This window comes from Enterovibrio paralichthyis, from assembly GCF_019209835.1.
GTDB lineage: Bacteria > Pseudomonadota > Gammaproteobacteria > Enterobacterales > Vibrionaceae > Enterovibrio > Enterovibrio paralichthyis.
The window spans coordinates 70,452-97,119 of record NZ_JAHUTS010000009.1 but is presented as its reverse complement, the minus strand read 5'-3'; the positions used below and the strand labels follow the sequence as shown (position 1 = coordinate 97,119).

26 protein-coding genes are annotated in these 26,668 nt (G+C 53.2%); 13 read left to right on the top strand and 13 right to left on the bottom strand.

Going from position 1 to position 26,668, the window contains the following annotated elements; translation table 11 throughout:
* Positions 1-131: 131 nt before the first annotated feature.
* Positions 132-1,139, top strand: coding sequence for a class II fructose-bisphosphatase (gene glpX / locus KU854_RS12825; RefSeq protein WP_218358913.1), 1,008 nt, complete (start codon positions 132-134; stop codon positions 1,137-1,139).
* A gap of 67 nt (positions 1,140-1,206) precedes the next feature.
* Here glpX and KU854_RS12820 read toward each other — a convergent pair whose 3' ends face one another.
* The gene (locus KU854_RS12820) at positions 1,207-2,754 is read right to left on the bottom strand and encodes a DHA2 family efflux MFS transporter permease subunit (protein WP_218358912.1); all 1,548 of its coding nucleotides are present in this window, start codon (positions 2,752-2,754) and stop codon (positions 1,207-1,209) included.
* Positions 2,741-3,766: an HlyD family secretion protein gene (locus tag KU854_RS12815; RefSeq protein WP_218358911.1), complete on the bottom strand. Its 1,026-nt coding sequence runs from the start codon at positions 3,764-3,766 to the stop codon at positions 2,741-2,743. Before KU854_RS12815 ends, KU854_RS12820 begins: the two co-directional genes overlap by 14 nt.
* Positions 3,767-4,116: 350 nt before the next feature.
* On the opposite strand from KU854_RS12815, the gene KU854_RS12810 reads away from it, so the two are divergent.
* The 3 genes from KU854_RS12810 to KU854_RS12800 all read left to right on the top strand — a co-directional run bounded on the left by KU854_RS12810 (position 4,117) and on the right by KU854_RS12800 (position 6,127).
* Positions 4,117-4,737 (top strand): helix-turn-helix transcriptional regulator, encoded by a 621-nt coding sequence (locus KU854_RS12810; protein ID WP_218358910.1) that lies wholly within the window; start codon positions 4,117-4,119, stop codon positions 4,735-4,737.
* Positions 4,738-4,769: 32 nt separating this feature from the next.
* On the top strand, positions 4,770-5,513 hold the full coding sequence (locus KU854_RS12805) for a ferredoxin--NADP reductase (protein WP_218358909.1): 744 nt from the start codon (positions 4,770-4,772) through the stop codon (positions 5,511-5,513).
* Positions 5,514-5,791: 278 nt separating this feature from the next.
* Positions 5,792-6,127, top strand: a complete 336-nt coding sequence (locus tag KU854_RS12800) for a DUF3135 domain-containing protein (protein ID WP_054779484.1) — start codon at positions 5,792-5,794, stop codon at positions 6,125-6,127.
* Between the two features lie 69 nt (positions 6,128-6,196).
* On the opposite strand, the gene KU854_RS12795 is transcribed toward KU854_RS12800, so the two are convergent.
* Entirely contained in the window at positions 6,197-6,544 is a 348-nt protein-coding gene (locus KU854_RS12795; RefSeq protein ID WP_218358908.1) for a 5-carboxymethyl-2-hydroxymuconate Delta-isomerase, read from the bottom strand.
* Positions 6,545-6,823: 279 nt separating this feature from the next.
* On the opposite strand from KU854_RS12795, the gene tpiA reads away from it, so the two are divergent.
* Positions 6,824-7,594, top strand: coding sequence for a triose-phosphate isomerase (gene tpiA / locus KU854_RS12790; protein ID WP_218358907.1), 771 nt, complete (start codon positions 6,824-6,826; stop codon positions 7,592-7,594).
* A 115-nt stretch (positions 7,595-7,709) separates the two neighbouring features.
* On the top strand, positions 7,710-8,174 hold the full coding sequence (locus tag KU854_RS12785) for a tRNA (cytidine(34)-2'-O)-methyltransferase (RefSeq protein WP_054779482.1): 465 nt from the start codon (positions 7,710-7,712) through the stop codon (positions 8,172-8,174).
* A 34-nt stretch (positions 8,175-8,208) separates the two neighbouring features.
* Here KU854_RS12785 and KU854_RS12780 read toward each other — a convergent pair whose 3' ends face one another.
* The 3 genes from KU854_RS12780 to KU854_RS12770 all read right to left on the bottom strand — a co-directional run bounded on the left by KU854_RS12780 (position 8,209) and on the right by KU854_RS12770 (position 12,179).
* Positions 8,209-9,882: a methyl-accepting chemotaxis protein gene (locus KU854_RS12780; protein WP_255555546.1), complete on the bottom strand. Its 1,674-nt coding sequence runs from the start codon at positions 9,880-9,882 to the stop codon at positions 8,209-8,211.
* A 216-nt stretch (positions 9,883-10,098) separates the two neighbouring features.
* Complete coding sequence (gene cpxA / locus KU854_RS12775; protein WP_218358906.1) at positions 10,099-11,481, bottom strand: envelope stress sensor histidine kinase CpxA; 1,383 nt, start codon at positions 11,479-11,481, stop codon at positions 10,099-10,101.
* The gene (locus KU854_RS12770) at positions 11,481-12,179 is read right to left on the bottom strand and encodes a response regulator (protein ID WP_218358905.1); all 699 of its coding nucleotides are present in this window, start codon (positions 12,177-12,179) and stop codon (positions 11,481-11,483) included. The genes cpxA and KU854_RS12770 overlap by 1 nt, the downstream gene beginning before the upstream one ends.
* 177 nt (positions 12,180-12,356) lie before the next feature.
* On the opposite strand from KU854_RS12770, the gene KU854_RS12765 reads away from it, so the two are divergent.
* From KU854_RS12765 to pfkA, 3 genes are all read left to right on the top strand, one after another.
* Complete coding sequence (locus KU854_RS12765) at positions 12,357-12,857, top strand: CpxP family protein (RefSeq protein WP_218358904.1); 501 nt, start codon at positions 12,357-12,359, stop codon at positions 12,855-12,857.
* Positions 12,858-12,991: 134 nt separating this feature from the next.
* Positions 12,992-13,888: a CDF family cation-efflux transporter FieF gene (gene fieF, locus KU854_RS12760; RefSeq protein WP_054779479.1), complete on the top strand. Its 897-nt coding sequence runs from the start codon at positions 12,992-12,994 to the stop codon at positions 13,886-13,888.
* 264 nt (positions 13,889-14,152) lie between these two features.
* Complete coding sequence (pfkA, locus tag KU854_RS12755; protein ID WP_218358903.1) at positions 14,153-15,115, top strand: 6-phosphofructokinase; 963 nt, start codon at positions 14,153-14,155, stop codon at positions 15,113-15,115.
* Between the two features lie 74 nt (positions 15,116-15,189).
* Here pfkA and cysE read toward each other — a convergent pair whose 3' ends face one another.
* The 4 genes from cysE to KU854_RS12735 form a co-directional block, all read right to left on the bottom strand.
* Complete coding sequence (gene cysE, locus KU854_RS12750; protein WP_054779478.1) at positions 15,190-16,035, bottom strand: serine O-acetyltransferase; 846 nt, start codon at positions 16,033-16,035, stop codon at positions 15,190-15,192.
* Between the two features lie 243 nt (positions 16,036-16,278).
* Entirely contained in the window at positions 16,279-17,295 is a 1,017-nt protein-coding gene (gene gpsA, locus KU854_RS12745; protein ID WP_054779477.1) for an NAD(P)H-dependent glycerol-3-phosphate dehydrogenase, read from the bottom strand.
* A 25-nt stretch (positions 17,296-17,320) separates the two neighbouring features.
* A complete protein-coding gene (gene secB / locus KU854_RS12740) occupies positions 17,321-17,791 on the bottom strand; it encodes a protein-export chaperone SecB (RefSeq protein ID WP_218358902.1) in 471 nt (156 codons plus the stop codon).
* Between the two features lie 100 nt (positions 17,792-17,891).
* Positions 17,892-18,332, bottom strand: coding sequence for a rhodanese-like domain-containing protein (locus KU854_RS12735; protein WP_054779476.1), 441 nt, complete (start codon positions 18,330-18,332; stop codon positions 17,892-17,894).
* Positions 18,333-18,750: 418 nt separating this feature from the next.
* Between KU854_RS12735 and gpmM the strand changes: the two genes are divergently transcribed.
* From gpmM to KU854_RS12720, 3 genes are all read left to right on the top strand, one after another.
* Positions 18,751-20,289 carry a 2,3-bisphosphoglycerate-independent phosphoglycerate mutase gene (gene gpmM, locus KU854_RS12730; protein ID WP_054779475.1) on the top strand — a complete coding sequence of 513 codons (1,539 nt, stop codon included), beginning with the start codon at positions 18,751-18,753 and terminating at the stop codon, positions 20,287-20,289.
* Between the two features lie 173 nt (positions 20,290-20,462).
* Positions 20,463-21,629, top strand: a complete 1,167-nt coding sequence (locus KU854_RS12725) for a peptidoglycan DD-metalloendopeptidase family protein (protein WP_218358901.1) — start codon at positions 20,463-20,465, stop codon at positions 21,627-21,629.
* Positions 21,630-21,646: 17 nt separating this feature from the next.
* Positions 21,647-22,363 carry a divergent polysaccharide deacetylase family protein gene (locus KU854_RS12720; protein WP_218358900.1) on the top strand — a complete coding sequence of 239 codons (717 nt, stop codon included), beginning with the start codon at positions 21,647-21,649 and terminating at the stop codon, positions 22,361-22,363.
* Positions 22,364-22,495: 132 nt separating this feature from the next.
* Here KU854_RS12720 and tdh read toward each other — a convergent pair whose 3' ends face one another.
* The 3 genes from tdh to KU854_RS12705 form a co-directional block, all read right to left on the bottom strand.
* Positions 22,496-23,536, bottom strand: coding sequence for an L-threonine 3-dehydrogenase (tdh, locus tag KU854_RS12715; protein WP_218358899.1), 1,041 nt, complete (start codon positions 23,534-23,536; stop codon positions 22,496-22,498).
* Between the two features lie 8 nt (positions 23,537-23,544).
* Positions 23,545-24,741, bottom strand: coding sequence for a glycine C-acetyltransferase (locus KU854_RS12710; protein WP_218358898.1), 1,197 nt, complete (start codon positions 24,739-24,741; stop codon positions 23,545-23,547).
* Positions 24,742-24,939: 198 nt separating this feature from the next.
* Entirely contained in the window at positions 24,940-25,602 is a 663-nt protein-coding gene (locus KU854_RS12705; RefSeq protein ID WP_054779473.1) for a TetR/AcrR family transcriptional regulator, read from the bottom strand.
* Positions 25,603-25,709: 107 nt separating this feature from the next.
* Here KU854_RS12705 and rfaD point away from each other — a divergent pair, with 107 nt between their 5' ends.
* Complete coding sequence (gene rfaD, locus KU854_RS12700) at positions 25,710-26,654, top strand: ADP-glyceromanno-heptose 6-epimerase (RefSeq protein WP_218358897.1); 945 nt, start codon at positions 25,710-25,712, stop codon at positions 26,652-26,654.
* The last annotated feature ends 14 nt before the right edge of the window (positions 26,655-26,668 follow it).

Below are 26,668 nucleotides of genomic sequence, written 5' to 3'. Positions count from 1 at the left end.
ACGTCAGCTACCCGCCCAAAAACGCAAACGTTTCCTTTTTGCTTGTGTTAGAATCCGCGCCGAGTTTTCAGTTACCCGCCGTGGTGGCGTGTAACACCCCATTTTCACTAAAAAAATTCTCTGGAGATCGGATGAAACGCGATTTGGCGATGGCTTTTTCACGCGTCACGGAAGGCGCTGCACTGGCGGGTTACAAGTGGCTGGGCCGCGGTGACAAAAATGCAGCAGACGGTGCCGCCGTTGAAGTAATGCGTATTCTGCTGAACAAGACCGACATTGAAGGTGAAATTGTTATCGGCGAAGGCGAAATCGATGAAGCCCCTATGCTCTACATCGGTGAGAAAGTGGGTCTGGGTGGTGATGCCGTAGATATCGCGGTTGATCCAATCGAAGGCACCCGCATGACCGCAATGGGCCAGTCAAATGCTCTGGCTGTGCTGGCTGCAGGTGAAAAAGGCACTTTCCTGAAAGCACCGGACATGTACATGGAAAAACTGGTTGTCGGTCCGGAAGCCAAAGGCGTTATCAACATCGAACTGCCACTGCGTGACAACCTGATCAACATTGCCAAAGCACTGGGTAAATCGCTGGATGAACTGGTCGTCACCACGCTGGCAAAGCCACGCCACGATGACACTATCCGTGAAATGCAGGAAATGGGCGTAAAAGTTTTCGCGATTCCTGACGGCGACGTAGCTGCCTCTATCCTGACCTGTATGCCAGACAGCGAAGTGGACGTGATGGTCGGTATCGGCGGCGCACCGGAAGGTGTGGTGTCTGCGGCCGTGATCCGCGCGCTGGGTGGTGACATGAATGGCCGCCTAATCCCGCGTCACGAAGTGAAAGAAGACAGCGAAGAAAACCGCCGTCTGGGTGAAATCGAAATCGAGCGCTGCAAAGAGATGGGCATTGAAACCAATGTCCGCCTGACCATGGAAGACATGGCGAGCAGCGACAACGTGATTTTCTCTGCCACCGGTATTACCAAAGGTGATCTGCTGGAAGGCATCACCCGCAAGGGCAACATCGCCACCACAGAAACCCTGTTGATCCGTGGTAAATGCCGCACCATCCGCCGTATCAAATCGACCCACTACCTGGATCGTAAAGATGACGCGGTAAAGGCTATCATCCTGTAATTTTGCCGGATGAACGAATAAAGAAAGCACGCCCAATGGCGTGCTTTTTTGTGCCCAGCCAACAGTGTCAGGCTTTGTCTGCCGCCGGAGGCTCACCTTTTTTCACCCGCTTGAACAGTGCCAGTAACGGAATGAGCACGAAATAGGACACCATAATAAAACCAAAGGTGTAGACGAAGGCCAGCAGGGTTGATTGCTGCTGAAGCATGGATGTCAGGTTGGCGATAAAGTCCGGATTGGTCACGCTGGTGCCCTGTGTGGCGGCGTACTGCTGAACCAATGGGTTATCCGGTGTCAGTCCACCGCCCAGTGCATTCCACTCTTTTTGCTGGATTTGGCTGAAATAGGTGTTCACGATGGAAATCCCGAACGAACCACCCAGTGTACGGCACAGGTTGAAAATCACTGCCCCGCCCACCGCCTGGTTCGGTGCCAGTGTGGCGTAAGCCAGCTGGCTCAAGGGTGCAAACACCAGCCCCATACCAGCGCCCTGCACGATACTCGGCATCAGCACCCAGAACATGTCGATATCCAGCGAATAGCGCATCATCAGGAAGCTACCGATGCCGTTAAGGATCAGCCCCGCCACAATCAACATGCGCGGGTCGAGCCGGTCAATAATCCGCGACAGCGATAGCAGCACGATGGCCGACGTCAGCCCGCGCGGCGCCATCATAAAGCCCGTGATTTCCACCGGATAATTCAGCAACTGCTCCAGCATCATCGGCTGCAGCTGGACAATACCGAACATGCCCATAGAAAAGCCGGTCATCACAATGCACGACAGCGCGAGGTTTCGGTCTTTCAGCAGCCACATCGGCGCAATATCGCCTTTGGTACGGAACGACCGTGTGAGGAAAAAGACCCAGGCGATGGCGGAAATCACCGTCGCAAACAAAATGGTATTGGAAGCAAACCAGTCGTCCTGGTTCCCGCGCTCCAGCACCATCTGTAACAGGCCAATCCCGATTGCCATGCCAAATACCAGCGGCCAATCGACGGTCGCCTTGCCTTTACCATCGAGGTGGACAAAAAAGTACAGCAGGGCCAGACACAAAAATCCCACTGGGACGTTCACATAGAATATCCAGCGCCAGTCCATGTTCTCGGTAATAAGGCCACCCACGGTCGGGCCAAGAATGGGGCCAAGCAGCACCCCGACAGAGAAGAGCGCCATGGCTTTACCGCGCTCTTCCTTCGGGTATATCTGTACCATGATCGACTGGGAAAGCGGGATCACCGAAGCACCGAACGCCCCCTGCATGATGCGGAAGGTCACCATTTCGGTCAGCGTATCGGCCTGACCACACAGTGCAGAAGTGGTAATAAAGCCCGCGACTGACACCAGCAGCAAGCGTCGCACACCGAATTTCAGGCTGAGATAACTCGCCAGCGGAATACAAATCGCTTCGGCCATGGAATACGAGGTCAGCACCCAGGTCACTTGCTCGGAGGTGACGCCCAGTGCCCCCATCATGTGCGGCAAAGAGACATTGGCGATGGTCATATCCAGCAGCACCATGATGGCGGAGAGCATCACCGCCAGCGTGACCATCAGGCGCGCAGAGCCGGGCTCCATCGCCAGTGGTGCATCGGCGGCCTTACTGGCTGTCATCGGCTTTAACCTTGCTCAGGGTATCGATAGTCACTGTCGCACTAGCACCCACACGCAAAGGGTGGGCAGCGTCCGCTGGATTGATTTTCAGTCTGACCGGGAAGCGCTGCGGCACTTTCACCCAGTTACCGGTGGCATTTTCCGGCGGCAGCAGGGAAAACGACGAACCACTGGCCGGGGAGATCGCCTGCACCACGCCGGAGTAGGTCGTGTCCGGATACATATCCAGAACAATGTTGGCCGTCATTTCGGGCGTGATATAGCCAAGCGCATCTTCCTTGTAATTCGCCTCAACCCAGAAAGAGTTGTCCTCAATCAGCGGCATCATGGAAAGGCCGGGAGAAACCACACTGCCGGGGCGCACATTCACATCCCCGAGGGTGCCAGACGTCGGTGCCACAATGTTGGTATAAGAAAGGTTAATAGCGGCTTCAGACAACGCAGCGGCAGCCTGTTTCACGGCCGGTGCCTGGCTGCCGATGGCGCCTTGCTGGCTGATCAATTGCGCCATGCGCGCCCGCGCGGCATTCACATTGTTCTGTGCCGAAGCGAGCTCGGCTTTTAAATCCGTACCGGTTTGTGCCGGCAATAGACCTTTCGCCACCAGCGCCATGTTACGGGTGTATTTTTCCTGCGTATCCAGAAGCTGTGCCGAGGCAGACTGGATTTGCGCGCTGGCTTCAACAATCGCATCGCCCGTGGCTTTGTTTTCCGCCAAAGCGTTTTCATAGGCTGCTTTTGCCTGCTGCATTCTCGCCTCATACGGCGCCGCATTAATCCGGGCAATCACAGTGCCCTTATCCACGTGCTGGAAATCCACCACGTTGACTTCTGTCAGTTGGCCGCTGATCTGTGGCGCGACATAAAGAATATTGCCGTGAACATAAGCGTCATCGGTACTTGGGTATTGATCCTGGTGACGGACGTAGAAGAAAGCCGCAATCACCAACACCGCCAATACGGCAGCAAAAATGGCAACATTGCGAAAAGGGAATGGTTTTTTATTCGACATGCATCCTCCCGGCGGGTGCGGCGATTTTCCTTATGACAGACCCGTTGTCTGTGTGATCTGAAAAGAGTCTAGTCAGGGAATATTTATCAGGGGGAACGCATTATGCGATCTGATTGCATTTATCACCCAGTTTTAAAGTTGCAACATTACTTCTCACTTTAATGACAGCAACATGCAGCGTGACGCATGGAATCCGGCGTAATTTTCACCGCATGAGCGGAATATTTACACCGAAATAAATAAGTAAAGACATTGCTTTATTTACCACCCCGCCCTCATAATGAAGTGAAAACACGCCGGTTTTAATCAATTACGGCGGGTAGCCAAAGAGAGGGAGTGACAACAGCGCGATGAAAACCGTCGATAAAATCCTGCAAAGAATTAAGCGAGAAGGTGCGGTATCCGCTCGCCAGTTGGCTGATGAAATGGGCATGACGACCATGGGGATCCGCCAACACTTGCAGGCCATGGAAGATGATGGACTGGTGGACTTCAGTGATATTCGCGTCAAAGTCGGCCGTCCGACCCGTCACTGGTCACTGACTGCCGAAGGACACCGCCGTTTTGCCGACAGCCATGGCGATTTGGCCGTGTCAGTGATTGATTCAGTGCAAACCCTGTTTGGCGACGAAGGGCTGGAAAAAGTCATCCAGCAACGCCAGGAAAAAACCTTGCAGCATTACCGCGACATGCTCAAAGATTGCCATAATTTAAAGGCCAAACTTGAAACCTTGGCGTATCTTAGAGAGAAAGAAGGCTACATGGCGGAGTTGCAGGAAACCGATGATGGCTTCCTGCTGATTGAAAACCACTGTCCGATTTGTCAGGCCGCCAAGCGCTGTCCATCACTGTGCAATTCTGAAAAGCAGATATTCACCACGGTACTGGGTAATGAATATTCGGTCACACGTGAAGAACACATTATTCAAGGGCAGCGCCGCTGTACCTACAAAGTACGTGCGAGAGAGTAGCAGGTAATTCACCACTGTTCTGAGGAGGACATATGGCCAACTGGATCAAAGCGGAAGTCATTGAAAATCGTCGCTGGAACAAAGATTTGTTCAGCCTCATTCTCCACGCTGATGTTGATCCCTTTACCGCTGGCCAGTTCACTAAACTCGGAGTGGAGATTGACGGCAAAATCATCCAGCGCGCCTACTCTTTCGTGAATCCTCCCGGTGCCAAGCACCTCGAAATTTATGCCACCCGGGTTCAGGACGGGTTGTTGTCCCCCCGGCTCCATGCGTTGGAAGGTGGCGATTCAGTCCTGATCACCAAAGAATCCAGCGGCTTTTTTACCTTGGACGAAGTGCCACAAAGCGAGCACCTTTGGCTGCTTTCCACCGGCACTGCTATTGGCCCTTACCTGTCTATACTGCGTGAAGAAGCCGTTTGGCAGCGTTTCCGCAAAGTCGTGCTGGTGCACGCGGTGCGCTTTTCCGCCGATCTCAGCTATCAGGCAGAAATCAATGAACTGCAGCAAAAACGCAGCGACCAAATCATCGTCCAGCCCTTTGTCAGCCGGGAGCCGACCATTGGCGCATTGTCTGGCCGCATCACCCATGCACTGGAAGATGGTTTGCTGGAGCGTGCGGTGGGGCTGAAACTGACGCCGGAAAAAAGTCAGGTCATGCTGTGTGGCAACCCACAGATGGTGAAAGACGTGCGGGCGCTGTTGCTGGAGAAAGGGCTTGAGAAAAACCTGCGCAAGAAACCGGGGCACATTACCACCGAGCAGTATTGGTAAGCCGGGCGTCTACAAATCCTGAAACGGAGCACCTCGCTCCGTTTTTTTCATTCCAGCGAAATGTGAATCCCTATTTTCATTTTTCTTAATATTGAGACCGCAATTAACCGTACGCCATGTTTTTTGGTTTCAATCAGATAATTATCTGTATCAAAGAAAAAACACACCCTGCCAGTCAACAGTTATCGTCTCATTTATGAGTCAAAAGCGTGATTGTGTGCTCATTTTTCCACCGTATAGTCAAAGGCAATCCATGCGCAACCACAGGAGTATTTGCCATGAAAACGTTGCCTTCATTTGACGAATTAAAAGCGTTGGCGGAAAAGGATCCACAGGCCTTGGAAGCACTGCGTATCAAGCTGAGCGAAGAAGTGATTGAAAGTGCCAGTGAGCAGATGCAGCCGAAACTGCGCGCTCAGATGACTCACATCAACCGCGTCATTGCCACGGGGAAGAATCCTAACCACGTTAATGCGCTGCTGATGAAAGAGTTGATGCGTCAGTTTGACCGTTTCTCGACTGCCCTGAACAACCCGGCGGCGTTGACAGAGCGCACCGCGACCGTGACGGCATTCCGTCCCCGCGAAACCCAAAATATGGCCGTGGAAGGCTAACCCACACTTTTGAGCGGTGGTTTACCACCGCCGCCCTCTTTCTTCCACGCCAACAGCGGTTAGCCGCGACTAGCGTTTTACCTTGGCGTACCAGCGCCTGTCCATGTCTCGGACATCCACACTCAGGCTCGCCAGCTCCGGGGCATGCTGTTGCAAAACATCAAGCAACGCATGGCTCAGGTTGTGTTTCTGGCTTTCGTCACGGCCATCCAACAGCCACAGGGTGACATGGATAAAATTGACCTCATCTTCCCGCTCTCCCACCAGCCAGTCATGGCAGGCATAGGCGCGGGATTTCACGTCCGAGGCATCAAAAATACCACTACCGACTGCTGTCTGGTGTAAATCCTCCAATAGCTGACCCACGTTCACCCGCTCGGTGACCGGGTCGCTGTATTCCATCACAATATGGGGCATAACTGACTCCTTGTTACGATAATGAGCCACTTTACCCCAGCATTTCAGACGATGGTTACTGAGACAGTGAATATTCTCACCCGATCACACCCCATCGACGTTTCGCGTCAGGTACCGAAGCGAAAATTTATAACGAAATTTTGTTACTCAAAGGTTCACATTTGACCGTAAAACGAGTACAAACGATGGCATTTATGATTTTGAACAGGGAACGCTGACAGCCGCGCTGTTATCGTTGCCGAAACTGAATTTCGATAATTGGATTACGGAGGAATTCCTATGCGCCGTCCATTGGTAATGGGTAACTGGAAACTGAACGGCAGTAAAGCCATGGTAGCAGATCTGATCAAAGGTCTGGACGCACAACTTGCTGGCGTTGAAGGTGTTGACGTTGCTATCGCACCACCAGTGATGTACCTGGATCTGGCAGAGCAACTGCTGGGCAAAGCGGAAAGCAAAATCCTGCTGGGCTCTCAAAACGTAGACGTTAACGCAAGCGGCGCGTTCACCGGTGACATTTCTCCAGAAATGCTGAAAGACTTCGGTGCGACCCACATCATCATCGGTCACTCTGAGCGTCGTCAGTACCACGAAGAGTCAGATGAGTTCGTTGCGAAGAAATTTGCATTCCTGAAAGAGCACGGCCTGGTACCAGTTCTGTGCATCGGTGAATCTGAAGCGCAAAACGAAGCGGGCGAAACCGTTGCAGTATGTGCACGTCAAATCGACGCAGTGATCAACACCCAAGGCGTTGAAGCACTGAACGGCGCAGTTATCGCGTACGAACCAATCTGGGCAATCGGTACCGGTAAAGCAGCAACTGCAGAAGATGCACAACGCATCCATGCAGAAATCCGCGCACACATCGCAGCGAAAAGCGAAGAAGTGGCGAAGAACGTTGTTATTCAATACGGCGGTTCTGTTAAGCCAGAAAACGCAGAAGCATACTTCGCACAGCCAGACATCGACGGTGCACTGGTTGGTGGCGCAGCGCTGGACGCAGTTAGCTTCGCAGCCATCGCGAAAGCAGCAGCGGCAGCAAAAGCGTAATTTAACGCTCGCTGACACTGAGAAGGAGAAGCCTAGGCTTCTCCTTTTTTGTTTCTTTATCCCTGTCCCACCGCTCGCTATACTGCGCTTTTTCCAGCAACGGCGAATTCGCACCATGTTTCACATTGCACTGCACGAACCCCAGATCGCGCCGAACACCGGCAACATTATCCGTCTTGCGGCCAACACCGGCTGCCAGTTGCACCTGATTGAACCACTCGGTTTTGATTTTGAAGAGAAGAAACTGCGCCGCGCCGGGCTGGATTATCACGATCTTGCCAATGTGACCCGCTATCCGGACTACGCGACGTTTCTGGAAGCCATGGGCAACCGCCGCATTTTTGCCTGCACCACCAAAGGCAGCCGCCCGCACTCGGATGTGAGCTATCAGGCCGATGACGTATTCCTGTTCGGTTCAGAAAGCTGTGGTCTGCCGGATTCTGTGCGTGATGCCTTTGCACCGGATCACCGCATCCGCGTACCTATGATGCCGGCCAGCCGCAGCCTGAACATTGCCAACTCGGTAGCCGTGATTTGCTATGAAGCCTGGCGTCAGATGGGATTTGAAGGCGGGATATAAAAAGAAAGAGCAGGATTTTCCTGCTCTTTTGCTATCAGGCTGCCAAGCCCACCGATTGCCGCAGGTTTTGAGCGATATCGGTCAGACGGTGGGTTGCCGCCAACAGGCTGTCGACCTGAGAGGCACTTTCTTCTGCCATCTCGCTGATCTTGTTAACATTGATATTAATTTCTTCCACCACACCGCTTTGCTCTTCCGCAGCACTCGCCACCAGCAAGTTCATGTCGGTAACAACGGATGTCGCCTGGCTGGCCTGGTTCAGATAGTCCGCAGATTGTTGGGACAAGGAAATTGTCCTGTCCCCCATCTCACAGCTTTTCTGCATGGTATCCACCGCTTCTTTGGTCACACCGGTCAGCTGCGTGATCATGGTTTCAATTTCCGAGGTGGAGTCATGGGTGCGCTGCGCCAGACTACGGACTTCATCAGCCACCACTGCAAAGCCACGTCCCTGCTCACCCGCTCGCGCGGCTTCAATGGCGGCATTGAGCGCCAGCAAATTGGTTTGCTCGGCTATGCCTTTGATCACATCCAGCACCGAGGTGATATTGGCACTGTTTTTCTCCAGCTCAGTCAATGCGGCGCTGCTTAGGGTCAGGCTCTCTATCAGACGCTGGGTCTGGCTGACAGCTTCGCTGTTCACCCGCTGACATTCTGACGATTTACCGGATGCTTCTTCCGTTGCCTGCTGGGTTTGCGAAGCATTACTGGCAATCTCTTGCGCGGTTGCCGACATTTCGTTGACCGCCGTCGCGACCTGCATAATTTCACCGCTTTGCGCGTCGCTGTTGAATTTCACTGCATCGGCCGCCTGCTCAAGAACAGCTATAGCGGCAGACACATCCTGCGCGACTTTGGCGATCATCTTGTTGGTACTCTGTCGCGTCCCTTCCAGGTTTTTCTGCAATTCACCGATGATCCCGGGCTCATCTATCACGGTGACATGGCTAAAGTCACCTTCCGCCTGAACATGTAACGCATCGGACACTTTGTTGAGACCGTCGTAGATGCGCGCGAGGATGATGCGTGAGATGACAATCGATACCAGCGCAGCCACAAAGGCAGCTGCAACCACGATGACTTCAAGCAACACCGCCTGCGCTTCAATGCTGTGGACGGCCTCTTCAGTAAAAACCTCAATGTCCCTCAGCAGCTGATCTGCATAAAGGCTTAATGACTGTCCTTCTTCACCAATGGTTTCGTCTATCGCCTCAGCCTGCGCAATGTTTCCTGCATTCAAGGCAACAAACGCTTCCTGCACTTTCGCCTCCCATTGGTTGTGGCGCTGTGCCAACTCACCCAGCTTTGTATTGGTCTGCTTGAACATCTGCTGCTCTTCCGGCGAACCTTTCAGAGCCGCGGCAGACAAGAACTGCTCTATGTTCTGAAATTGCTGCCCCACTTTCTCACCGGTCGAGAGGAATTCGGATTTTTGCGCTTCGTAACGGCCGGTGTACTTGGGATCTGCCTGCGCTTCAATCGCAAAGCGGAATGCGCGGTTGTAAGCAATCCGCTGCTGCAACTGATATTCCACCGACTGCGCAAGGGCAGTGATCGCAGGGATGTCGCGCTCGGCGACACCTTTGATGTGGTTTTCCGTTGACGACAGCTTAAAGAAAACGAAGGCCGCCACCACGACCTGAAGGGAGACAACGACGGCAACAAAGAGCGTTAGCCGTTGTTTAATCGTCATTTTTTTGGATGACATACTATGACCTCGTTGAAAACTGCGTGATCAACCTCGCTGCGTGTGCACCCGCGCACCGCAAACGCACTTATACAAAGGTTAGCAAAATGTCTTTTTTTTGAGATGTTTATCGCAGATATTTTGTTTTCATCTGTCAACAGCCGGCTACCTTTGCGACTGCTCTCGGGTTGTTCCCCCTGTCTTAACTTTCAGATGGAAGAAAGTACTAGGCGACATTCAGCTGCCTTTTTTCTCGCTCAGGCGGAACGTCAGAGTGATCGTCAGCCCACCGGTTTCATTCAGACTGGCCGAGGCCTCCCCACTGTGTTGACGCATGGCACTGTCAGTAATGGCAAGACCCAGACCGGTACCGCCGCTTTCCCTGTCACGTGCCGTTGATACACGGTAGAAGGGGCGGAAAATATCTCCCAGCATGGCTTCCGGTACCCCTTCTCCATCATCACTGACGGATACGTTGAGGGTGCGCCCTTTCACATCGAACTGCACACGGATTTCATGATGGGCATATTTGATGGCGTTGCGCACCACATTCTCAAGCGCACTGCACAGGAGATTACCATTGCCTTCGATATGGGCATTCGGCAAAACGTCATGGATCAGTTTTTTCTGGTGTTGGCTGGCCTCAAACTCGGCATCGTCCATCAAGGTTTCCCACAACTCTGACAGGGTATACACATCACGCTCAGCATGGCTGTTAAGTTGCATTCGTGAAAGCGACAACAGGTCGGCAATCATCTGCTCCATGCGTTCCGCTTCGGTATCAATGCGCGTCAGGTTCGGGCTTTCCCCTTGCTTGCGGATAGCCAGGGCATTGGCCATCCGAAGACGGGTTAAAGGAGAGCGCAACTCATGAGAGATGTCCGACAACAGCCGTTGCTGGCCACTGATCATCTGGTTCAGCGCCGTCACCATCTGATTGAAACTCGCTCCTGCCTGCTGAAACTCCCTTGGGCCTTTTTCCAGCGATGGGTCTGTTTCGAAGCTACCTTTGGCCACGCGCTCTGCCGCCGCCTGCAGCCGTCTTGCAGGACGGGTTACAGCCCAGGCCAACCAGAGTAAAAGCGGAGTACTGACCAGCATAGTGACCAACAAAAGCTGCAGCGGGCGATCCAGGATTTTCACGAAAATTGGCGGTTCATCGCGCCAGACGGTGCTGACATACATCAGCGCCTGGGCGTTTCCATCCTCAATCAGAAAGGGGCCTGCCAACATCCAGCGTCCATAAAGGCGCTGCAAAGGGTCATTGGTGTCATCCGCCACGGTGACAAAATTCTTGAGTGCCCGACCCACGCCATGATGAGCCCGCGTCAACAGTTCACCATCCAGCGAGGTGAAATACAGGCGCATTTTGTCCCGCTCCGGTTGCTCTTTCTGCACCCGCGTGAGTTTGGTCTTTAGCGTACCCGGCATATGGGCAACCTGGGTTGAAACCCGCTCAGCAACCGCTGTCAGCTCCGCTTTCATGGATCGGGGAACGTCATGCTGCACACGCGGGTCACTGTGTTGCGCGACCAATACAGCAATCAGCACCAGCAACAGAGTGAGCCAGAAAATGGCAAAGATGCGCCCATAGAGGCTTTTGATGGTCGGCAGCCGCATTATGCCTCCACCAACAGGTAACCGCGGCCACGCAGGGTTTTAATCCGCGGTTTACCATCTGCACGTTCCGGCAGCTTTTTACGGATATTGGAGATGTGCATGTCGATGGCGCGGTCGAAAGGTGCCAGGCGCTTACCGAGCACATTCAGGCTGATGTCGGCTTTGGCGACTATCACGCCGGGCTGCTTGACCAGATACGCCAACAGCGCCGTTTCCGTGCCGGTCAGCTCAATCAACTGGGACTGGCAATACACTTCCATCTTGCCGGGGAAGATAATGATGTCCTGGTATTCGAGTTTGTCCTGCGCTTCTTCACCGCCTTTCTCCTCACCATTGCTTTTGGCGGTACGGCGCAAAATAGCGCGCATACGTGCCAGCAGCTCACGGTCACTGAACGGTTTAGGCAGGTAGTCATCCGCGCCGAGTTCCAGCCCCATCACACGGTCTATCTCTTCGCCTTTTGCGGTCAGCATCAACACCGGGGTTTCCCATTTTTCACGCAGGCGGCGCAGGGTCTCCATCCCGTTTAACACGGGCATCATGACATCCAGCAATACCATGTCTGTGTCTTCATTGATTTTATCCAGCCCTTCCTGACCGTGGTTGGCAATACGTACCTGATACCCTTCCAGCTCAAGAAGATCCTGTAAAAGACCGGTCAGTTCAGTGTCGTCATCAATAAGAAGAATGTTTGCCATGGTGTATGCCTTTGCCCTTTTCGTTAGCTTTAGTATCTGCCATTCGCCGCAGCGATGCTATCTGTCAGTGACTGCTTTACCCGCCTTTACATTGCTTTACGTAACAGTCACACCGGTTTACATCCCAGTGGGTAAAGTTACTGACAACAAGCGAGACAACAAACCGGAGAGAACACCATGAAAATGTCAAAACGTATTGCAGCAACCGTTATCGCCCTTCCCCTGATGCTGGGTTCAATGTCCGCCATGGCGTTCGGCGGCAAACATCACGACGGTGAAGGCATGCGCGGTGACCACGGTATGATGGGCAAACAAATGCTGCGCGGCATCGACCTGACCGATGAACAGAAAGAAGAACTGCAAACCCTGCGTGAACAAAACCGCGAAGCGATGAAAGCCAACAAAGACGCCTTTCACTCTGAAATGATGGCTGAGCGCCAGCAAATGCAACAGCTGATGCTGGCTGACAATTTCGATGAAGCCGCAGTGCGCGCGCTGGCAGAGAAGATGGTCGACCAACAGGTTGAGCGCCGTGTCGCCAAGATGAAGCAACAACACGCGATGTACAACATTCTGACACCAGAGCAAAAAGCCCAGGTGAAGGAGAACATGGCGGAGCGCGCAGAGCGTATGGCTGAACGCATGCAGGAGCGCGGAAAAAACTGCCGTAATAACTAATTGTTAGCCTCACCATCCCCCCATGCCGGCGCACCGCCGGCATGTTGCGTTTTCGCCCTGCGGACAACAGCACACGTTAAATCGTCGTAAAAAAACGTTATACTGCCCGTACTTAAATTACGCTGATGGTTCTCATGACAGAAAGATACGCCCGACTTGTTCAGACGGCCGCATGGGCCGCAACAATCACCGCCTCCTTCCTTTTGCTGATGAAGCTTGTCACCTGGTGGTACACCGGCTCCGTCAGTTTGCTCGCTTCTCTCGTCGACTCCACCATTGACCTCTTGGCCTCCGTCACCAACCTGGTGGTGGTGCGTTACGCCCTGCAACCGGCGGACGAAGAGCATAAATTTGGTCACGGTAAAGCAGAATCTCTTGCCGCGCTGGCTCAGTCGGCATTTATCGTCGGTTCGGCGTGTTTCCTGCTGTTGAGCGGTGTACAGCGTCTGTTCAACCCTACAGAGCTGAACCATCCTGAAGCCGGTGTACTGATCAGTGTTATCGCAACGGCCATTACTGCCGTTCTGGTACTGTTCCAGAAATGGGTGGTGCGCAAAACCGGCAGTCAGGCCATTGCCGCCGACTCTCTGCACTACCAGTCTGATCTGTTGATGAACATTGCCATCATCGTGGCACTGGGGATTTCCTGGTATGGCTTCCCAGTCGCAGACGCCATTTTCGCTATCATCATCGGTATTTTCATTACCGTCAGCGCCATGAAGATGGCGCACGATGCGGTTCAGTCGTTGCTTGACCGCCAGTTGCCGCTCGAAGATCAGGAAAAAATCATGATGCTGGCGTCGACAGTGGCAGGTGTTGAGGGCGTGCATGACCTGCGTACACGTCAGGCAGGCGCAACGCGCTTCATCCAGTTGCATCTGGAGTTGGACGACAACCTTAAGCTGGTTGATGCGCATCTGATTGCGGATGCTGTCGAGGACAGACTGGAAGTGGCTTACCCCGGCGCCGACATTTTGATCCATCAGGACCCGGTCTCAATCGTTGGAAAAACACCACGCGAGCAGGTCTGATCTGCGAGACGGTGCCAACATTTGCAACCGTTACTGATATTTATCAACGAAAAACGTTAGCAAAATTGTAATAGTCTTTCATAAGTAGGAAAGTTACAGTTTCAAACACGTTGTCAGCGAGCTAAACTGGCACGTCAACGCATGCAGAGACAACCCGCGTTACCCGATAAGACTTTTCTTGGGGAAAGCCTGGGAGTGAGGAAACCTGTCTCAACATGCGCTTAATGGATTTGAAGTTTCAATTCCCAAAGTCAGAGGGTAACCATGGTTAGTAAAATTGGTGTTTTGACCAGTGGCGGTGACGCCCCGGGTATGAATGCAGCGATTCGTGGCGTTGTGCGCGCCGCACTGAGCGAAGGTCTGGAAGTTTACGGTGTATATGACGGCTATCAGGGCCTGCACCAGAACCGCATTGAGAAACTGAACCGCACCAGCGTGTCAGACATCATCAACAAAGGCGGTACCTTCCTGGGCTCTGCACGCTTCCCAGAATTCAAAGACGAGAAAGTTCGCGAGCAAGCTATCCAGAACATGAAGATGCATGGCATCGATGCACTGGTAGTGATCGGCGGTGACGGTTCTTACATGGGTGCGAAGAAGCTGACTGAAATGGGCTTCCCATGTATCGGTCTGCCAGGCACCATCGACAACGACATCCCAGGTACTGACTACACCATCGGTTACCTGACGGCACTGAATACCGTTGTTGAAGCGATTGACCGTCTGCGTGATACCTCTTCTTCTCACCAGCGTATTTCTATCGTTGAAGTAATGGGCCGCCACTGTGGTGACCTGACGCTGATGGCCTCTATCGCAGGTGGCTGTGAGTACTTCATCACTCCGGAAATCGGTCTGGACAAAGAGAACCTGATCGCGAAGATCAAAGAAGGTATCTACAAAGGTAAGAAACACGCCATCATCGCGATCACTGAGCTGATGACTGACGTGAACGAGCTGGCGAAATACATCGAAGCAGAAACCGGCCGTGAAACCCGTGCAACTATCCTGGGTCACATCCAGCGCGGTGGTCAACCACGCGCATTCGACCGTATCCTGGCGTCACGTATGGGTGCTTACGCGGTTGAACTGCTGGTGAAAGGCGAAGGTGGCCGTTGTGTGGGTATCCAGCGTGAAGAGCTGGTTCACCATGACATCATTGATGCTATCGACAACATGCGTCGTCCGTTCCGTCAGGATCTGTTCGATGTCGCGACCAAGCTGTTCTAATCCAGCCTGTGTCTGCATAAAAAACGGAGCCTTGCGGCTCCGTTTTTGTTTGTACTGTATTCAGGAAGTCCAGGTTAGATCCCGTCCCCTTCGATAAATTCGCTGCCACCGTTGAATTTCTGATCCATGTCGAACGAAGGCTTGTCACTGCTTGGTGTGCCCACAATTTTGGCCGGTACACCCGCTGCCGTTGTATGTGGCGGCACAGGGATCAGCACCACAGAACACGCGGCGACTTTCGCGCCCTCACCCACTTCGATATTCCCGAGGATTTTCGCCCCTGCACCAATCATGACACCGGTGCGGATTTTCGGGTGGCGGTCGCCACACTCTTTACCTGTACCACCAAGGGTGACGTCCTGCAGGATAGAAACATCATCTTCAATCACTGCTGTCTCACCAACGACGATACCGGTGGCATGGTCAAACATGATGCCACGGCCAATTTTCGCAGCAGGATGTACATCTACCTGACAGGCAACGGAAATCTGGTTTTGCAGGTAAACCGCCAGCTCGCGGCGTCCGCGGTGCCAAAGCCAGTTGGCGACGCGGAATCCCTGCAGGGCATGGAAACCTTTCAGGTAAAGCAAAGGTGTGGAATAGAGCTCAACCGCCGGATCTCGTTCGACCGTCGCGCAGATATCACAGGCCGCAGAGGCCACAATACCAGGGTCTCCGGCATAGGCTTCTTCTATCACCTCGCGCACAGCCATTGCCGGCATACTTGGCGTGGCCAGTTTGTTGGCCAGAATATAGCTCAGCGCACCGCCCAATGAATCATGCTTGATAATGGTGGCATGGAAAAAGCTCGCCAGCATAGGCTCGTGCTCGGAGTGCTCCTTCGCTTCCTGCTTGATGGCTTTCCACACTTTGTCTTGCTGACACTTCTTATCGCGGCCTTCGCCACATGTCCGTACCATTGTTCGTACCTATTTCACTGGTTCACTTTAATCTTATTTGTCTTTGCGCCATGCCGCACATCCCATGCAAACATGACCCAGACTTTTTAGTGTGACATAGAAGCGCGGACAACCCAATGTTCCTGATCAGGCGTACTGCTCGGATCACTGCGCTTCACGTCATTTGTCGCAAAAATAAAAAGCGCGGGAGAGACTCCCGCGCTTTCAGGGGACGTTAATCCGCCCCGCCCGATTCAAGGGTAATTATTCAGACGTACGCTGACGCGCCAACAGATCCTGCGCTGCCTGACGGGCATCTTTACCTTCATAAAGCACCTGGTAAATCTGCTCGACAATCGGCATTTCCACGCCTGTGCGCTTTGCCAGTGCCCGGACTTCTTTGGTATTGCGGTAACCTTCGACCACCTGACCAATTTCGTCCTGCGCCTCATCCACGCCTTTACCCTGCCCCAGCGCCAGACCAAAACGGCGGTTGCGGGATTGGTTATCGGTACAGGTCAGTACCAGATCCCCCAAACCTGCCATGCCCATAAAGGTCTCACGCTCTGCGCCAAGCGCCACGCCAAGGCGGGTCAGCTCAGCCAGGCCACGGGTAATAAGCGCCGTACGGGCATTGGCACCGAAGCCAATGCCGTCAGACATACCTGCGCCAATGGCAATCACGTTTTTCACCGCGCCGCCTAACTGCATACCGATAAAGTCGCTGTTGGCGTAAACGCGGAATGTACGCGCACAGTGGATTTTCTCCTGCAGATCAGCCAAGAATGCTGCATCCGGCGACGCGACAGAAATGGCCGTTGGCATGCCAGCAGCCAGCTCTTTGGCGAACGTTGGGCCAGACAATACCGCCAGCGGCACAGCTTCGCCCAGTTGTTCACGCGCCACATCCTGCAGCAGACGGCCAGTTTCCGGCTCCAGACCTTTGGTCGCCCAGCAGATACGCTGGTCGTCACGCAGGAAAGGTTTCACCTGTGCCAGCACCAGACCAAATACATGGCTTGGCACTACCACCAGGATGTCACGGCTGGCCTGCACGGATTCTTGTAAATCCGCACTCAGGATCAATGAATCGGGGAATGCGACACCCGGCAGAAACGCTTCGTTAGAGCGATCAATTTCGAGCTGCGCCATATGCTCCGGCTCGTGTCCCCACAGCACCACATTGGCACCATTGCGCGCCAGTGAAATGGCAAGGGACGTCCCGTATGAGCCCGCGCCCAGTACGGTCATGGCAACATTGGCCTTAGCGATTTCTGTCATCAGTGTCGACCTATCAATTACTTAATTACGCGTCTGCGCCGTCTTTCGCCTGCGCTTGGTTTTGCAGGTAGTTCATGAACAGCGCATCAAAGTTTACTGGTGCCAGGTTCAGTTGTGGGAAAGTACCCTTAACAACCAGGCTTGAGATGGTTTCGCGCGCGTATGGGAACAGGATGTTCGGGCAGAATGCACCCAGGCAGTGAGCCAGTTGTGGCGCTTCCATACCGTCAACGGTAAAGATACCGCCTTGCTGTACTTCACACAGGAAAGCATTGTCTTCACCGTTTTTAACGGTCACAGTCAGACGCAGAACCACTTCGTAAACACCTTGGCCTAGTTCGCGGCTTTGCGTGTCCAGATCCAGGTTTACATCTGGATTCCATTCTTGCTGAAACATTTCCGGAGAGTTTGGCGCTTCAAAAGAAACATCTTTCAGGAAGATACGTTGAATAGCGAAGTTCTGTTGCGCTGGTTGGTTGTTTGCTGCTTCAGCCATAGTGATAAATCCTTGTTATTAAGAACAAATGCTTTCACGCATTTTAAAATGAATCAGGCAGCTCACCGAGCTGCCCTCAGAAGAGTTTACCCGCGTGTGGTTACTTTTTCTTCTTGTTGCGGATCAGAGGCAGATTTGCTTCGTTCCACGAGATCAGGCCGTCTTTCAGAACGTTCACGTTCTCAAAACCGGCTTTCGCCAGAGCGTTGGCACTTTCAATTGCTGTCTGGCCACTCTTGCATACCAGAATGATTGGGTCGCTTTTGTGCTTTTCAATCTCAGCGGCGTTGTTGGCTTTGATCTCTTTCGCCAAAACGTGAACTGCGCCTGCAATATGGCCGGCACGGTATTCGTCACGGGTACGGACATCAACAAATACACCGTTCTGGCGGTTAACCAACACGGTTGCATCACTTGGGGTAACGATTTTATACGGTGCGGTTTTCTGTTTGATGACTGACATAATCAGTGCAACAACCAGACCAGCCCACACCAGGGCCAGGATCAAGTTGCCTTGAACAAATTCAATAAACTGCTGCATAGCTCGCTTCTATTTAGTGTCGGCAGAAAAAACGACCCCGAGTATAACCCCTCAATCTCGCAAATACAGCATGGGCTTGGATTTCCATGCCCCCGCTCACTGACAGCAGAGTCAAAAAGGTTGAATTCGGTCACATTCGCCCCAAGGTATCTTCTATACCGGGCGTAAACGGCTTTTTTCGCGGTGTAAGTCTCTGAACTGTTTACTTACTACAAAAATTTGTCACGCCTTCTCCATAGCTGAGATTGTTTCGAAAAGGTAAGACACCCCGAAACACGAGAGACAGCAAGGCCTGAGCGGCTTCATTGCAAATTTTGTTGAAGTTTTAGCGAAAAAGTTTGCCTACTGCTTAACCAACAAAATGTAGTAAAGTTACGCTAATTCACGAACATTGAAATTGACATAAAGAGGACACCGTATGTCTGCTAAGAAGCCTTTGGCACTCGTTATTCTGGACGGATGGGGTTACCGCGAAGACAACAGCAACAACGCAGTTGCGAACGCGAAAACGCCTGTTCTTGATGGCTTGATGGCGGGCACCAGCACCCTGATCTCTGCATCAGGTATGGATGTTGGTCTGCCAGACGGTCAAATGGGTAACTCAGAAGTCGGTCACACCAACATTGGTGCAGGCCGCATCGTTTACCAGGACCTGACAAAAATCACCAAAGCTATCCAGGATGGTGAGTTTTTCGATAACCCTGTACTGACAGGTGCTGTCGACAAAGCAGCAAAAGCAGGCAAAGCGGTTCACATCATGGGCCTGATGTCTCCAGGCGGTGTTCACAGCCACGAAGACCACATTGCAGCAGCGGTGGAAATGGCGGTTCAGCGCGGCGCTGAAGAAGTGTACCTGCACTGCTTCCTGGATGGCCGTGATACGCCACCACGCAGCGCGAAGAACTCTCTGGTACGTTTCGACGAACTGTTCGCGAAACTGGGTAAAGGCCGCACAGCGTCAATCGTTGGCCGTTACTACGCGATGGACCGTGACAACAACTGGGATCGCGTAGAAAAAGCCTACGACCTGCTGGTTGAAGCAAAAGGTGCATTCACTTACGGCTCTGCTGTTGAAGCGCTGGAAGCGGCTTACGCACGTGACGAGAACGACGAGTTTGTTCAAGCGTCTGAAATCCGTGCAGAAGGCCAGCCTGTTGCATCGTTCAACGACGGCGACGCTGTGATCTTCATGAACTTCCGTGCTGACCGTGCGCGTCAAATCACCCGCACATTCATGCCTGAGTTTGACGGTTTTGCACGTAAGAAAGTGGCTGACCTGGCTGACTTCGTCATGCTGACTGAATATGCAGCAGACATCAAAACTGCATGTGCATACCCTTCAGATAACCTGGTAAACACCCTGGGTGAATGGCTGTCCAAGCAAGGCAAAACCCAGCTGCGTATCTCTGAAACCGAGAAATACGCGCACGTGACTTTCTTCTTCAACGGCGGCGTTGAGTCTGTATTCGAAGGCGAAGAGCGTGCACTGGTTGCCTCACCGAAAGTGGCGACGTACGACCTGCAACCAGAAATGAGCTCAGAAGAGCTGACTGACAAGCTGGTAGAGGCAATTAAGAGCGGCAAGTTCGACCAAATCATCTGTAACTACCCGAACTGTGACATGGTTGGCCACACTGGCGTATACGATGCAGCAGTAAAAGCCGTTGAAGCGATCGACCACTGCATCGGCCGTGTTGTTGAAGCCATCAAAGAAGTTGACGGCCAACTGCTGATCACTGCAGACCACGGTAACGCAGAAATGATGGTTGACCCGGAAACCGGCGGTATCCACACTGCACACACCAACCTGCCAGTACCACTGGTTTACGTGGGCAGCAAAGAGATCGAACTGGTTGAAGGCGGTAAACTGTCTGACCTGGCTCCGACCATGCTGGCTCTGACTGGCGTTGAAGCACCAGCAGACATGACTGGTAAGCCTCTGTTCGTTGCGAAATAATCTTCGCTTCTGAAAACAGCCAGAAACGCGCTCTCCGGGGCGCGTTTTTTTATCCCTGTCTGACAAACCCTGCCGGTTTCTTTCTAAAATAGACGGCGAATTAAATGTTTAACTTGCGAAGCTGGCGCGCCATCAGTGGTGCACAGCCAAAAGCGGATTGATATACTCCGGACATGAAGCAAAGAACCCTGCGTCACCTCCCTTCTTTTCGCGCCAGTGCAGCATTATGCGCTGGCGTTTTGCTGTGCCTGCTGGCAAGCCCAGCGATACAAGCCAGCGACGAGCAGCTTTCCGGGATGAAAAGTGAAATCTCCCGTCAGCAGCAACAGTTGAATGCCAATGCAAAGAAGCTCAACTCACTGCAGGCAGAGCTTAAGTCGCAGGAGCAGTCTATTGCTTCCATTGCCAAACAGATGCGTGAAGCCAATGCCAGCCTCGCTGTCACTGACAAAGAAATTCAGGTGCTGAACCGTGAAAGCCAGCGTCTCGAACAACTCAAGCTTGGCCAGATGGAGCTGCTAAAGGAGCTTTTAAACAGCCAGTACCGTCAAGGTGAGCACAGCCAGCTCAATGCCCTTTTAAGTGGCAAGGACACCGCCAAGATGGATCGGATGACCGTCTACGCAGAGCGCCTGTCCAAAGCGCGTACCGAAGCCATCAATGAACTGTCTGCCACTGACACCGAATTGCAGCTCAAACGCCATGCGTTGGAAGCGCAAACGGCCAAACAAAAGGCGCTGATCGCCAGTCTGGCTGCTGATAAAGCCAAGCTGGAAAAAGAGCAAAGCGCCCAGAAGAAAACCGCCAGCGCTATCCGCCGCCAGATTAACAGTGACAAAGGCTACCTTGCTGAGCTGAAAGACAACCAGCAACGCCTGACCAAGGAGCTGGAACGAGCAGCAGAGCAGGCACGCATCGCCGCCGAAAAAGCCAGAGTCAAAATGGATGGCCTGGCCAAATACAAAGGCCGCATGCAATGGCCGGTAAAAGGCAAAGTGCTACATAGCTACGGCAGTGCACAAAGCGGACAGCTGCGCTGGAACGGCATGGTGATCGCCGCCAAAGAAGGCAGCGAAGTAAAAGCAGCGCACGACGGCACTGTGGTGTTGTCCAACTGGCTGCGCGGCTACGGCTTGATGGTGGTGGTTGACCACGGCAAAGGTGACATGAGCTTTTATGGCTACAACCAGGCGCTGCTGAAAAACGTCGGTGACACGGTAAAAGCCGGCGACCCTATTGCTCTGGTGGGCAACAGTGGCGGTCAGGATGACTCCGCGCTCTATTTCGAGATCCGGCGCAAAGGCAACGCCACCAACCCCAGCCCCTGGCTGACGCGGTAGCGTCAAGAAGGTCACAGATGCAAAGGATTGTCACTGTCACCGCCCTGCTCCTTCTCTCTTGGTCTGCCTTGGCGCAGGCCAAGCCAAAGCTTGCCATTATCATTGACGATCTGGGCTATGACATGATGCCGCGCGAAGTGGCTGCATTGCCGCCGCAAGTCAGTGTTTCCGTTATTCCCTTTACCGAATTCGACACCGCAGTTGCTCTCTCCGCCCTCAGTCAGCACCGCGAAGTGCTGCTGCATTTGCCGATGCAAAGTCCTGACGGTACACCGCAGGAGCCGGGAGCGCTCACCCTTGCCATGACGCAGGATGACATCTCCCACGCGATCCGCGAAGCCCTGTACCGGGTGCCTCAGGCGGTGGCGGTGAACAACCATATGGGCAGTTTGCTTACAGAAAAAGAGCAGCCCATGCACTGGGTGATGGCCGAGCTGAAAGCCCATCAACTGGGGTTTATCGACAGCCGCACCACCCCGAAAACCGTCGCCCAACGCATCGCCAAAGCACACGGCCTTGCCACCAACCGCCGTCACGTGTTTCTCGACCATATCCAGACCCGCGCTTTCATCGACCAACAGATCAGCCTTGCCGTCCGCCAGGCCAAGCGCCGGGGCATTGCCGTGGTGATCGCCCACCCTTTTCCGGTCACGCTGCAAACCTTGCAGGAGGCGTTGCCACATCTGCAGGATGAAGTCGAACTCGTACCGGTTTCACTGGCGCTCAAGCATTAAAAAAACCCGCCGAAGCGGGTTTTCTATCTTGAGCTGCAGTCAAGTGGGCGTTTAGACAAGGCAGAGTTCGCGATGCATAGTTCCACTATGTGAGTCGAACGAAAACGCCGTATAAATGCCCATATGACAAAGCTATTTGGTCCAGTCGAGGATTACCTTGCCCGACTGACCCGAACGCATCACGTCGAAGCCTTCCTGGAACTCATCCACGCTGTAGTGGTGAGTGATGATTGGGCTCAGGTCCAGACCAGACTGGATCAGGCTCGCCATCTTGTACCAGGTTTCGAACATTTCACGGCCGTAGATACCCTTGATAACCAGACCTTTGAAGATCACCTGGTTCCAGTCGATACCCATGTCTGATGGCGGAATACCCAGCAGCGCAATACGGCCACCATGGTTCATGGTTTTCAGCATGGAGTTAAACGCTGACGGGTTGCCAGACATTTCCAGACCCACGTCGAAACCTTCACGCATGCCAAGCTCGGCCATCACGTCTTCCAGTTTCTCTTCTGCCACGTTCACTGCGCGGGTGACGCCCATTTTACGTGCCAGTTCCAGACGGTATTCGTTCACATCCGTGATCACCACGTGGCGCGCGCCAACGTGTTTTGCTACCGCTGCGGCCATGATACCGATTGGGCCGGCACCGGTGATCAGCACATCTTCACCCACCAGGTCGAACGACAGCGCAGTGTGCACCGCGTTACCGAACGGGTCGAAGATTGACGCCAGATCGTCAGAAATATCTTCCGGGATCTTGAACGCGTTGAACGCTGGGATCACCAGGTATTCAGCAAACGCGCCTTCACGGTTTACACCCACACCGATAGTGTTACGGCACAGGTGGGTGCGGCCAGCACGGCAGTTGCGGCAGTGACCACAGGTGATGTGGCCTTCGCCTGAAACGCGGTCACCAATGGCAAAACCACGCACTTCCTGACCGATACCCACCACTTCGCCCACGTATTCGTGACCGACAACCATAGGCACAGGAATGGTTTTTTGTGACCACTCGTCCCAGTTGTAGATATGAACGTCAGTGCCGCAAATCGCGGTCTTGCGGATTTTGATCAGCAGGTCATTGTGACCCAGCTCTGGCAACTCGGTCTCTGTCATCCAGATCCCAGGTTCTGCTTTCAGTTTTGCCAGCGCTTTCATTTTGTTCGTCATCGTCTTACTTACCCAATCAGGTTCATTTCTTTACCGACTTTGATAAAGGCGTCGATGGCCTTGTCCAGTTGCTCACGGCTGTGCGCAGCGGACATTTGTGTACGGATACGCGCCTGACCTTTTGGTACGACCGGGAAGGAGAAGCCCACTACGTAGATACCTTCTTTCATCATGCGCTCAGAAAATTCTGCTGCCACTTTGGCATCGCCCAGCATCACAGGGATGATCGCGTGATCAGCACCTGCTAGGGTAAAACCCGCTTCGCTCATGCGTGCACGGAAGTGGTTGGCGTTGTCCCAAAGTTGGTCACGCAGCGCGCCGCTTTCTGCCAGCAGATCAATCACGCGGATTGAGGCAGACACGATAGCCGGTGCCAGTGAGTTGGAGAACAGGTATGGACGCGAACGCTGACGCAGCCAGTCGATCACTTCTTTCTTGCCCGAGGTGTAACCGCCTGACGCACCGCCCATGGCTTTGCCCAGGGTACCGGTGATGATGTCGATGCGGTCAATCACGTCATGGTATTCGTGGGTACCACGGCCGTTTGCGCCCATAAAGCCCACGGCGTGAGAGTCATCGACCATCACCAGCGCGCCGTATTTTTCCGCCAGATCGCAAATCGCAGGCAGGTTCGCCACCACGCCGTCCATGGAGAATACGCCGTCAGTCACCACCAGGGTGTTGCGCGCACCGGCTTCTTTAGCCGCGATCAGTTGCTGCTCCAGCTCTTCCATGTTGTTGTTGGAATAGCGGAAACGCATCGCTTTACACAGGCGCACGCCGTCGATGATTGACGCATGGTTCAGCGCATCGGAAATGATCGCATCTTCCGCCCCCAGAATGGTTTCAAACAGGCCGGCGTTGGCATCAAAACAGGAGGAGTACAGAATGGTGTCTTCCATGCCAAGGAAAGCAGAAAGTTTCTGCTCCAGCACTTTGTGTGAATCCTGGGTGCCGCAGATAAAGCGCACAGAGGCCATACCAAAACCGTGCTCGTCCATGCCTGCTTTCGCCGCTTCAATCAGCGCAGGGTGGTTTGCCAGGCCCAGGTAGTTGTTGGCACAGAAGTTCAGGACTTCGTCACCGGAGGTCACTGAAATGTTCGCCTGCTGGGCAGACGTGATCACGCGTTCATCTTTGTATAGGCCTTCAGCTTTGACTTCTTCAAGCTGCTGGCGGATTTGCTGGTAAAAAGCGGCAGTCATCGCTCACTCCATCAATGGAAACAGGAACAGGTTGGGCATTATCGCATTTTGCTGATAACACTATCAGCAATGTGACACCGAAAAGCCGATTCGTCTAAAACAGAATCAGCTTACAGTATGACATATCAGTATGAAGGTCGATGATAGAGTTGTGTGAAAGGTTGCGTCTATGTAATTAGTACATCTTATTGCACTGGATCACGCCTGCCCGCTTATCGTCTGGCTGCTTTCCATACGGGTGCGGTAATGGCTGACAAGCTCTGCAACCACGGCACGCCCTTTTTCGGTGGTCATTGGCGACACCATATTGAGGATTTGCAGCACGCCCTGGTAGATCACCAGCGGGGTGACTTTGGCAGCCGGAGCCTGAGCACTTTGGTAGAAAATCCAGCTTGATGCCACCAGTTTCAGGGTACTGCACAAGGACTCGAGCTCTTTGTTATCCATATCCAGCCAGCCGGTATCTCGGAATCGGCTCAACATGGTAAACAGGTTCGCTTTCAGTGCCTGCTGAGCAGCCAGGTATTTCTGCTGCAGCTCGGCATCGCGGCTTAAAATATCGGGTAGGTTGGCGTAGAAAAAGCGGTACCGCCACATCAACTGGAAAGTGGCATCAAGGTATGCCAACAGGCGCTGTTCATCAGATTCCGCAGGCACTTCCGGCTGGAAACCCATGGAAAGATCGCGCGCGTATTGATCAAAAATACTGTGTATAATCTCTTCCTTATTACGGAAGTGGTAATACAGGTTTCCCGGGCTTATTCCGAGATCGGCAGCGATGTGATTGGTGGTGACGTTTGGCTCACCCTGCTCGTTAAAGAGCGCCAGCGCAGAATGAATAATGCGATCACGGGTTTTCATGGTAAAACTGCTATCCTCAAGCCCAGAAAGGGAAATAGTATCACAGCCGCCAACAATGTAATGGCGGGTCTTCTCATAATTCAGGTCAACAGAATTTAGGTAAAGATATGATTATAGTGACTGGCGGCGCCGGCATGATCGGCAGCAATCTGGTTAAAGCGCTGAATGAACAGGGCTACAACGACATTCTGGTTGTCGACAACCTGAAAGACGGTACCAAGTTCATCAACCTGGTTGATCTGGACATTGCTGATTACATGGATAAAGAAGACTTCATCACCCAGATCATGGCGGGTGACGACTTCGGTCCTATCGAAGCAGTATTCCACGAAGGTGCATGTTCTGCGACCACAGAGTGGGACGGCAAGTACATGATGCTCAACAACTATGAGTACTCAAAGGAGCTGCTGCATTACTGTCTGGAGCGCGAAATCCCGTTCCTGTACGCATCTTCTGCGGCAACTTACGGCGGCCGTGACCATGACTTTATCGAAGAGCCACAATACGAAGGCGCGCTCAACGTTTACGGTTACTCGAAGCAGCTGTTCGACAACTACGTACGCCGCATTTGGGCAGATGCTGAAGCACACGGCGAAACCCTGTCGCAAATCACCGGCTTCCGTTACTTCAACGTCTACGGCCCACGCGAAAGCCACAAAGGCAGCATGGCGTCGGTGGCATTCCACCTGAACAACCAAATCAAAGACGGCCACAACCCGAAACTGTTTGAAGGCAGCGATACCTTCAAGCGCGATTTCGTTTACGTTGGCGATGTGTGCAAGATGAACCTGTGGTTCTGGCAAAACGGTAAATCCGGCATCTTCAACTGTGGTACCGGCCGCGCAGAACCATTCCGCGCAGTAGCAGACGCGGTGATCAAGCACCACGGCAAGGGCCAGGTAGAAGAAATTCCATTCCCGGATCACCTGAAAGGCCGCTACCAGGCTTACACTCAGGCTGACCTGACCAAAGTCCGCGCAGCCGGTTACCCGCATGAGTTCAAAACTGTAGCGGAAGGCGTCGCTGAGTACATGACCCTACTTAATAAGTAATGGGCAAAAACGGG

Bases quoted from the DNA above. Each gene is read 5' to 3' on its own strand.
- glpX (WP_218358913.1), top strand. From the start codon at position 132: ATGAAACGCGATTTGGCGATGGCTTTTTCACGCGTCACGGAAGGCGCT.
- KU854_RS12820 (WP_218358912.1), bottom strand. From the start codon at position 2,754: ATGACAGCCAGTAAGGCCGCCGATGCACCACTGGCGATGGAGCCCGGC.
- KU854_RS12815 (WP_218358911.1), bottom strand. From the start codon at position 3,766: ATGTCGAATAAAAAACCATTCCCTTTTCGCAATGTTGCCATTTTTGCT.
- KU854_RS12810 (WP_218358910.1), top strand. From the start codon at position 4,117: ATGAAAACCGTCGATAAAATCCTGCAAAGAATTAAGCGAGAAGGTGCG.
- KU854_RS12805 (WP_218358909.1), top strand. From the start codon at position 4,770: ATGGCCAACTGGATCAAAGCGGAAGTCATTGAAAATCGTCGCTGGAAC.
- KU854_RS12800 (WP_054779484.1), top strand. From the start codon at position 5,792: ATGAAAACGTTGCCTTCATTTGACGAATTAAAAGCGTTGGCGGAAAAG.
- KU854_RS12795 (WP_218358908.1), bottom strand. From the start codon at position 6,544: ATGCCCCATATTGTGATGGAATACAGCGACCCGGTCACCGAGCGGGTG.
- tpiA (WP_218358907.1), top strand. From the start codon at position 6,824: ATGCGCCGTCCATTGGTAATGGGTAACTGGAAACTGAACGGCAGTAAA.
- KU854_RS12785 (WP_054779482.1), top strand. From the start codon at position 7,710: ATGTTTCACATTGCACTGCACGAACCCCAGATCGCGCCGAACACCGGC.
- KU854_RS12780 (WP_255555546.1), bottom strand. From the start codon at position 9,882: ATGTCATCCAAAAAAATGACGATTAAACAACGGCTAACGCTCTTTGTT.
- cpxA (WP_218358906.1), bottom strand. From the start codon at position 11,481: ATGCGGCTGCCGACCATCAAAAGCCTCTATGGGCGCATCTTTGCCATT.
- KU854_RS12770 (WP_218358905.1), bottom strand. From the start codon at position 12,179: ATGGCAAACATTCTTCTTATTGATGACGACACTGAACTGACCGGTCTT.
- KU854_RS12765 (WP_218358904.1), top strand. From the start codon at position 12,357: ATGAAAATGTCAAAACGTATTGCAGCAACCGTTATCGCCCTTCCCCTG.
- fieF (WP_054779479.1), top strand. From the start codon at position 12,992: ATGACAGAAAGATACGCCCGACTTGTTCAGACGGCCGCATGGGCCGCA.
- pfkA (WP_218358903.1), top strand. From the start codon at position 14,153: ATGGTTAGTAAAATTGGTGTTTTGACCAGTGGCGGTGACGCCCCGGGT.
- cysE (WP_054779478.1), bottom strand. From the start codon at position 16,035: ATGGTACGGACATGTGGCGAAGGCCGCGATAAGAAGTGTCAGCAAGAC.
- gpsA (WP_054779477.1), bottom strand. From the start codon at position 17,295: ATGACAGAAATCGCTAAGGCCAATGTTGCCATGACCGTACTGGGCGCG.
- secB (WP_218358902.1), bottom strand. From the start codon at position 17,791: ATGGCTGAAGCAGCAAACAACCAACCAGCGCAACAGAACTTCGCTATT.
- KU854_RS12735 (WP_054779476.1), bottom strand. From the start codon at position 18,332: ATGCAGCAGTTTATTGAATTTGTTCAAGGCAACTTGATCCTGGCCCTG.
- gpmM (WP_054779475.1), top strand. From the start codon at position 18,751: ATGTCTGCTAAGAAGCCTTTGGCACTCGTTATTCTGGACGGATGGGGT.
- KU854_RS12725 (WP_218358901.1), top strand. From the start codon at position 20,463: ATGAAGCAAAGAACCCTGCGTCACCTCCCTTCTTTTCGCGCCAGTGCA.
- KU854_RS12720 (WP_218358900.1), top strand. From the start codon at position 21,647: ATGCAAAGGATTGTCACTGTCACCGCCCTGCTCCTTCTCTCTTGGTCT.
- tdh (WP_218358899.1), bottom strand. From the start codon at position 23,536: ATGACGAACAAAATGAAAGCGCTGGCAAAACTGAAAGCAGAACCTGGG.
- KU854_RS12710 (WP_218358898.1), bottom strand. From the start codon at position 24,741: ATGACTGCCGCTTTTTACCAGCAAATCCGCCAGCAGCTTGAAGAAGTC.
- KU854_RS12705 (WP_054779473.1), bottom strand. From the start codon at position 25,602: ATGAAAACCCGTGATCGCATTATTCATTCTGCGCTGGCGCTCTTTAAC.
- rfaD (WP_218358897.1), top strand. From the start codon at position 25,710: ATGATTATAGTGACTGGCGGCGCCGGCATGATCGGCAGCAATCTGGTT.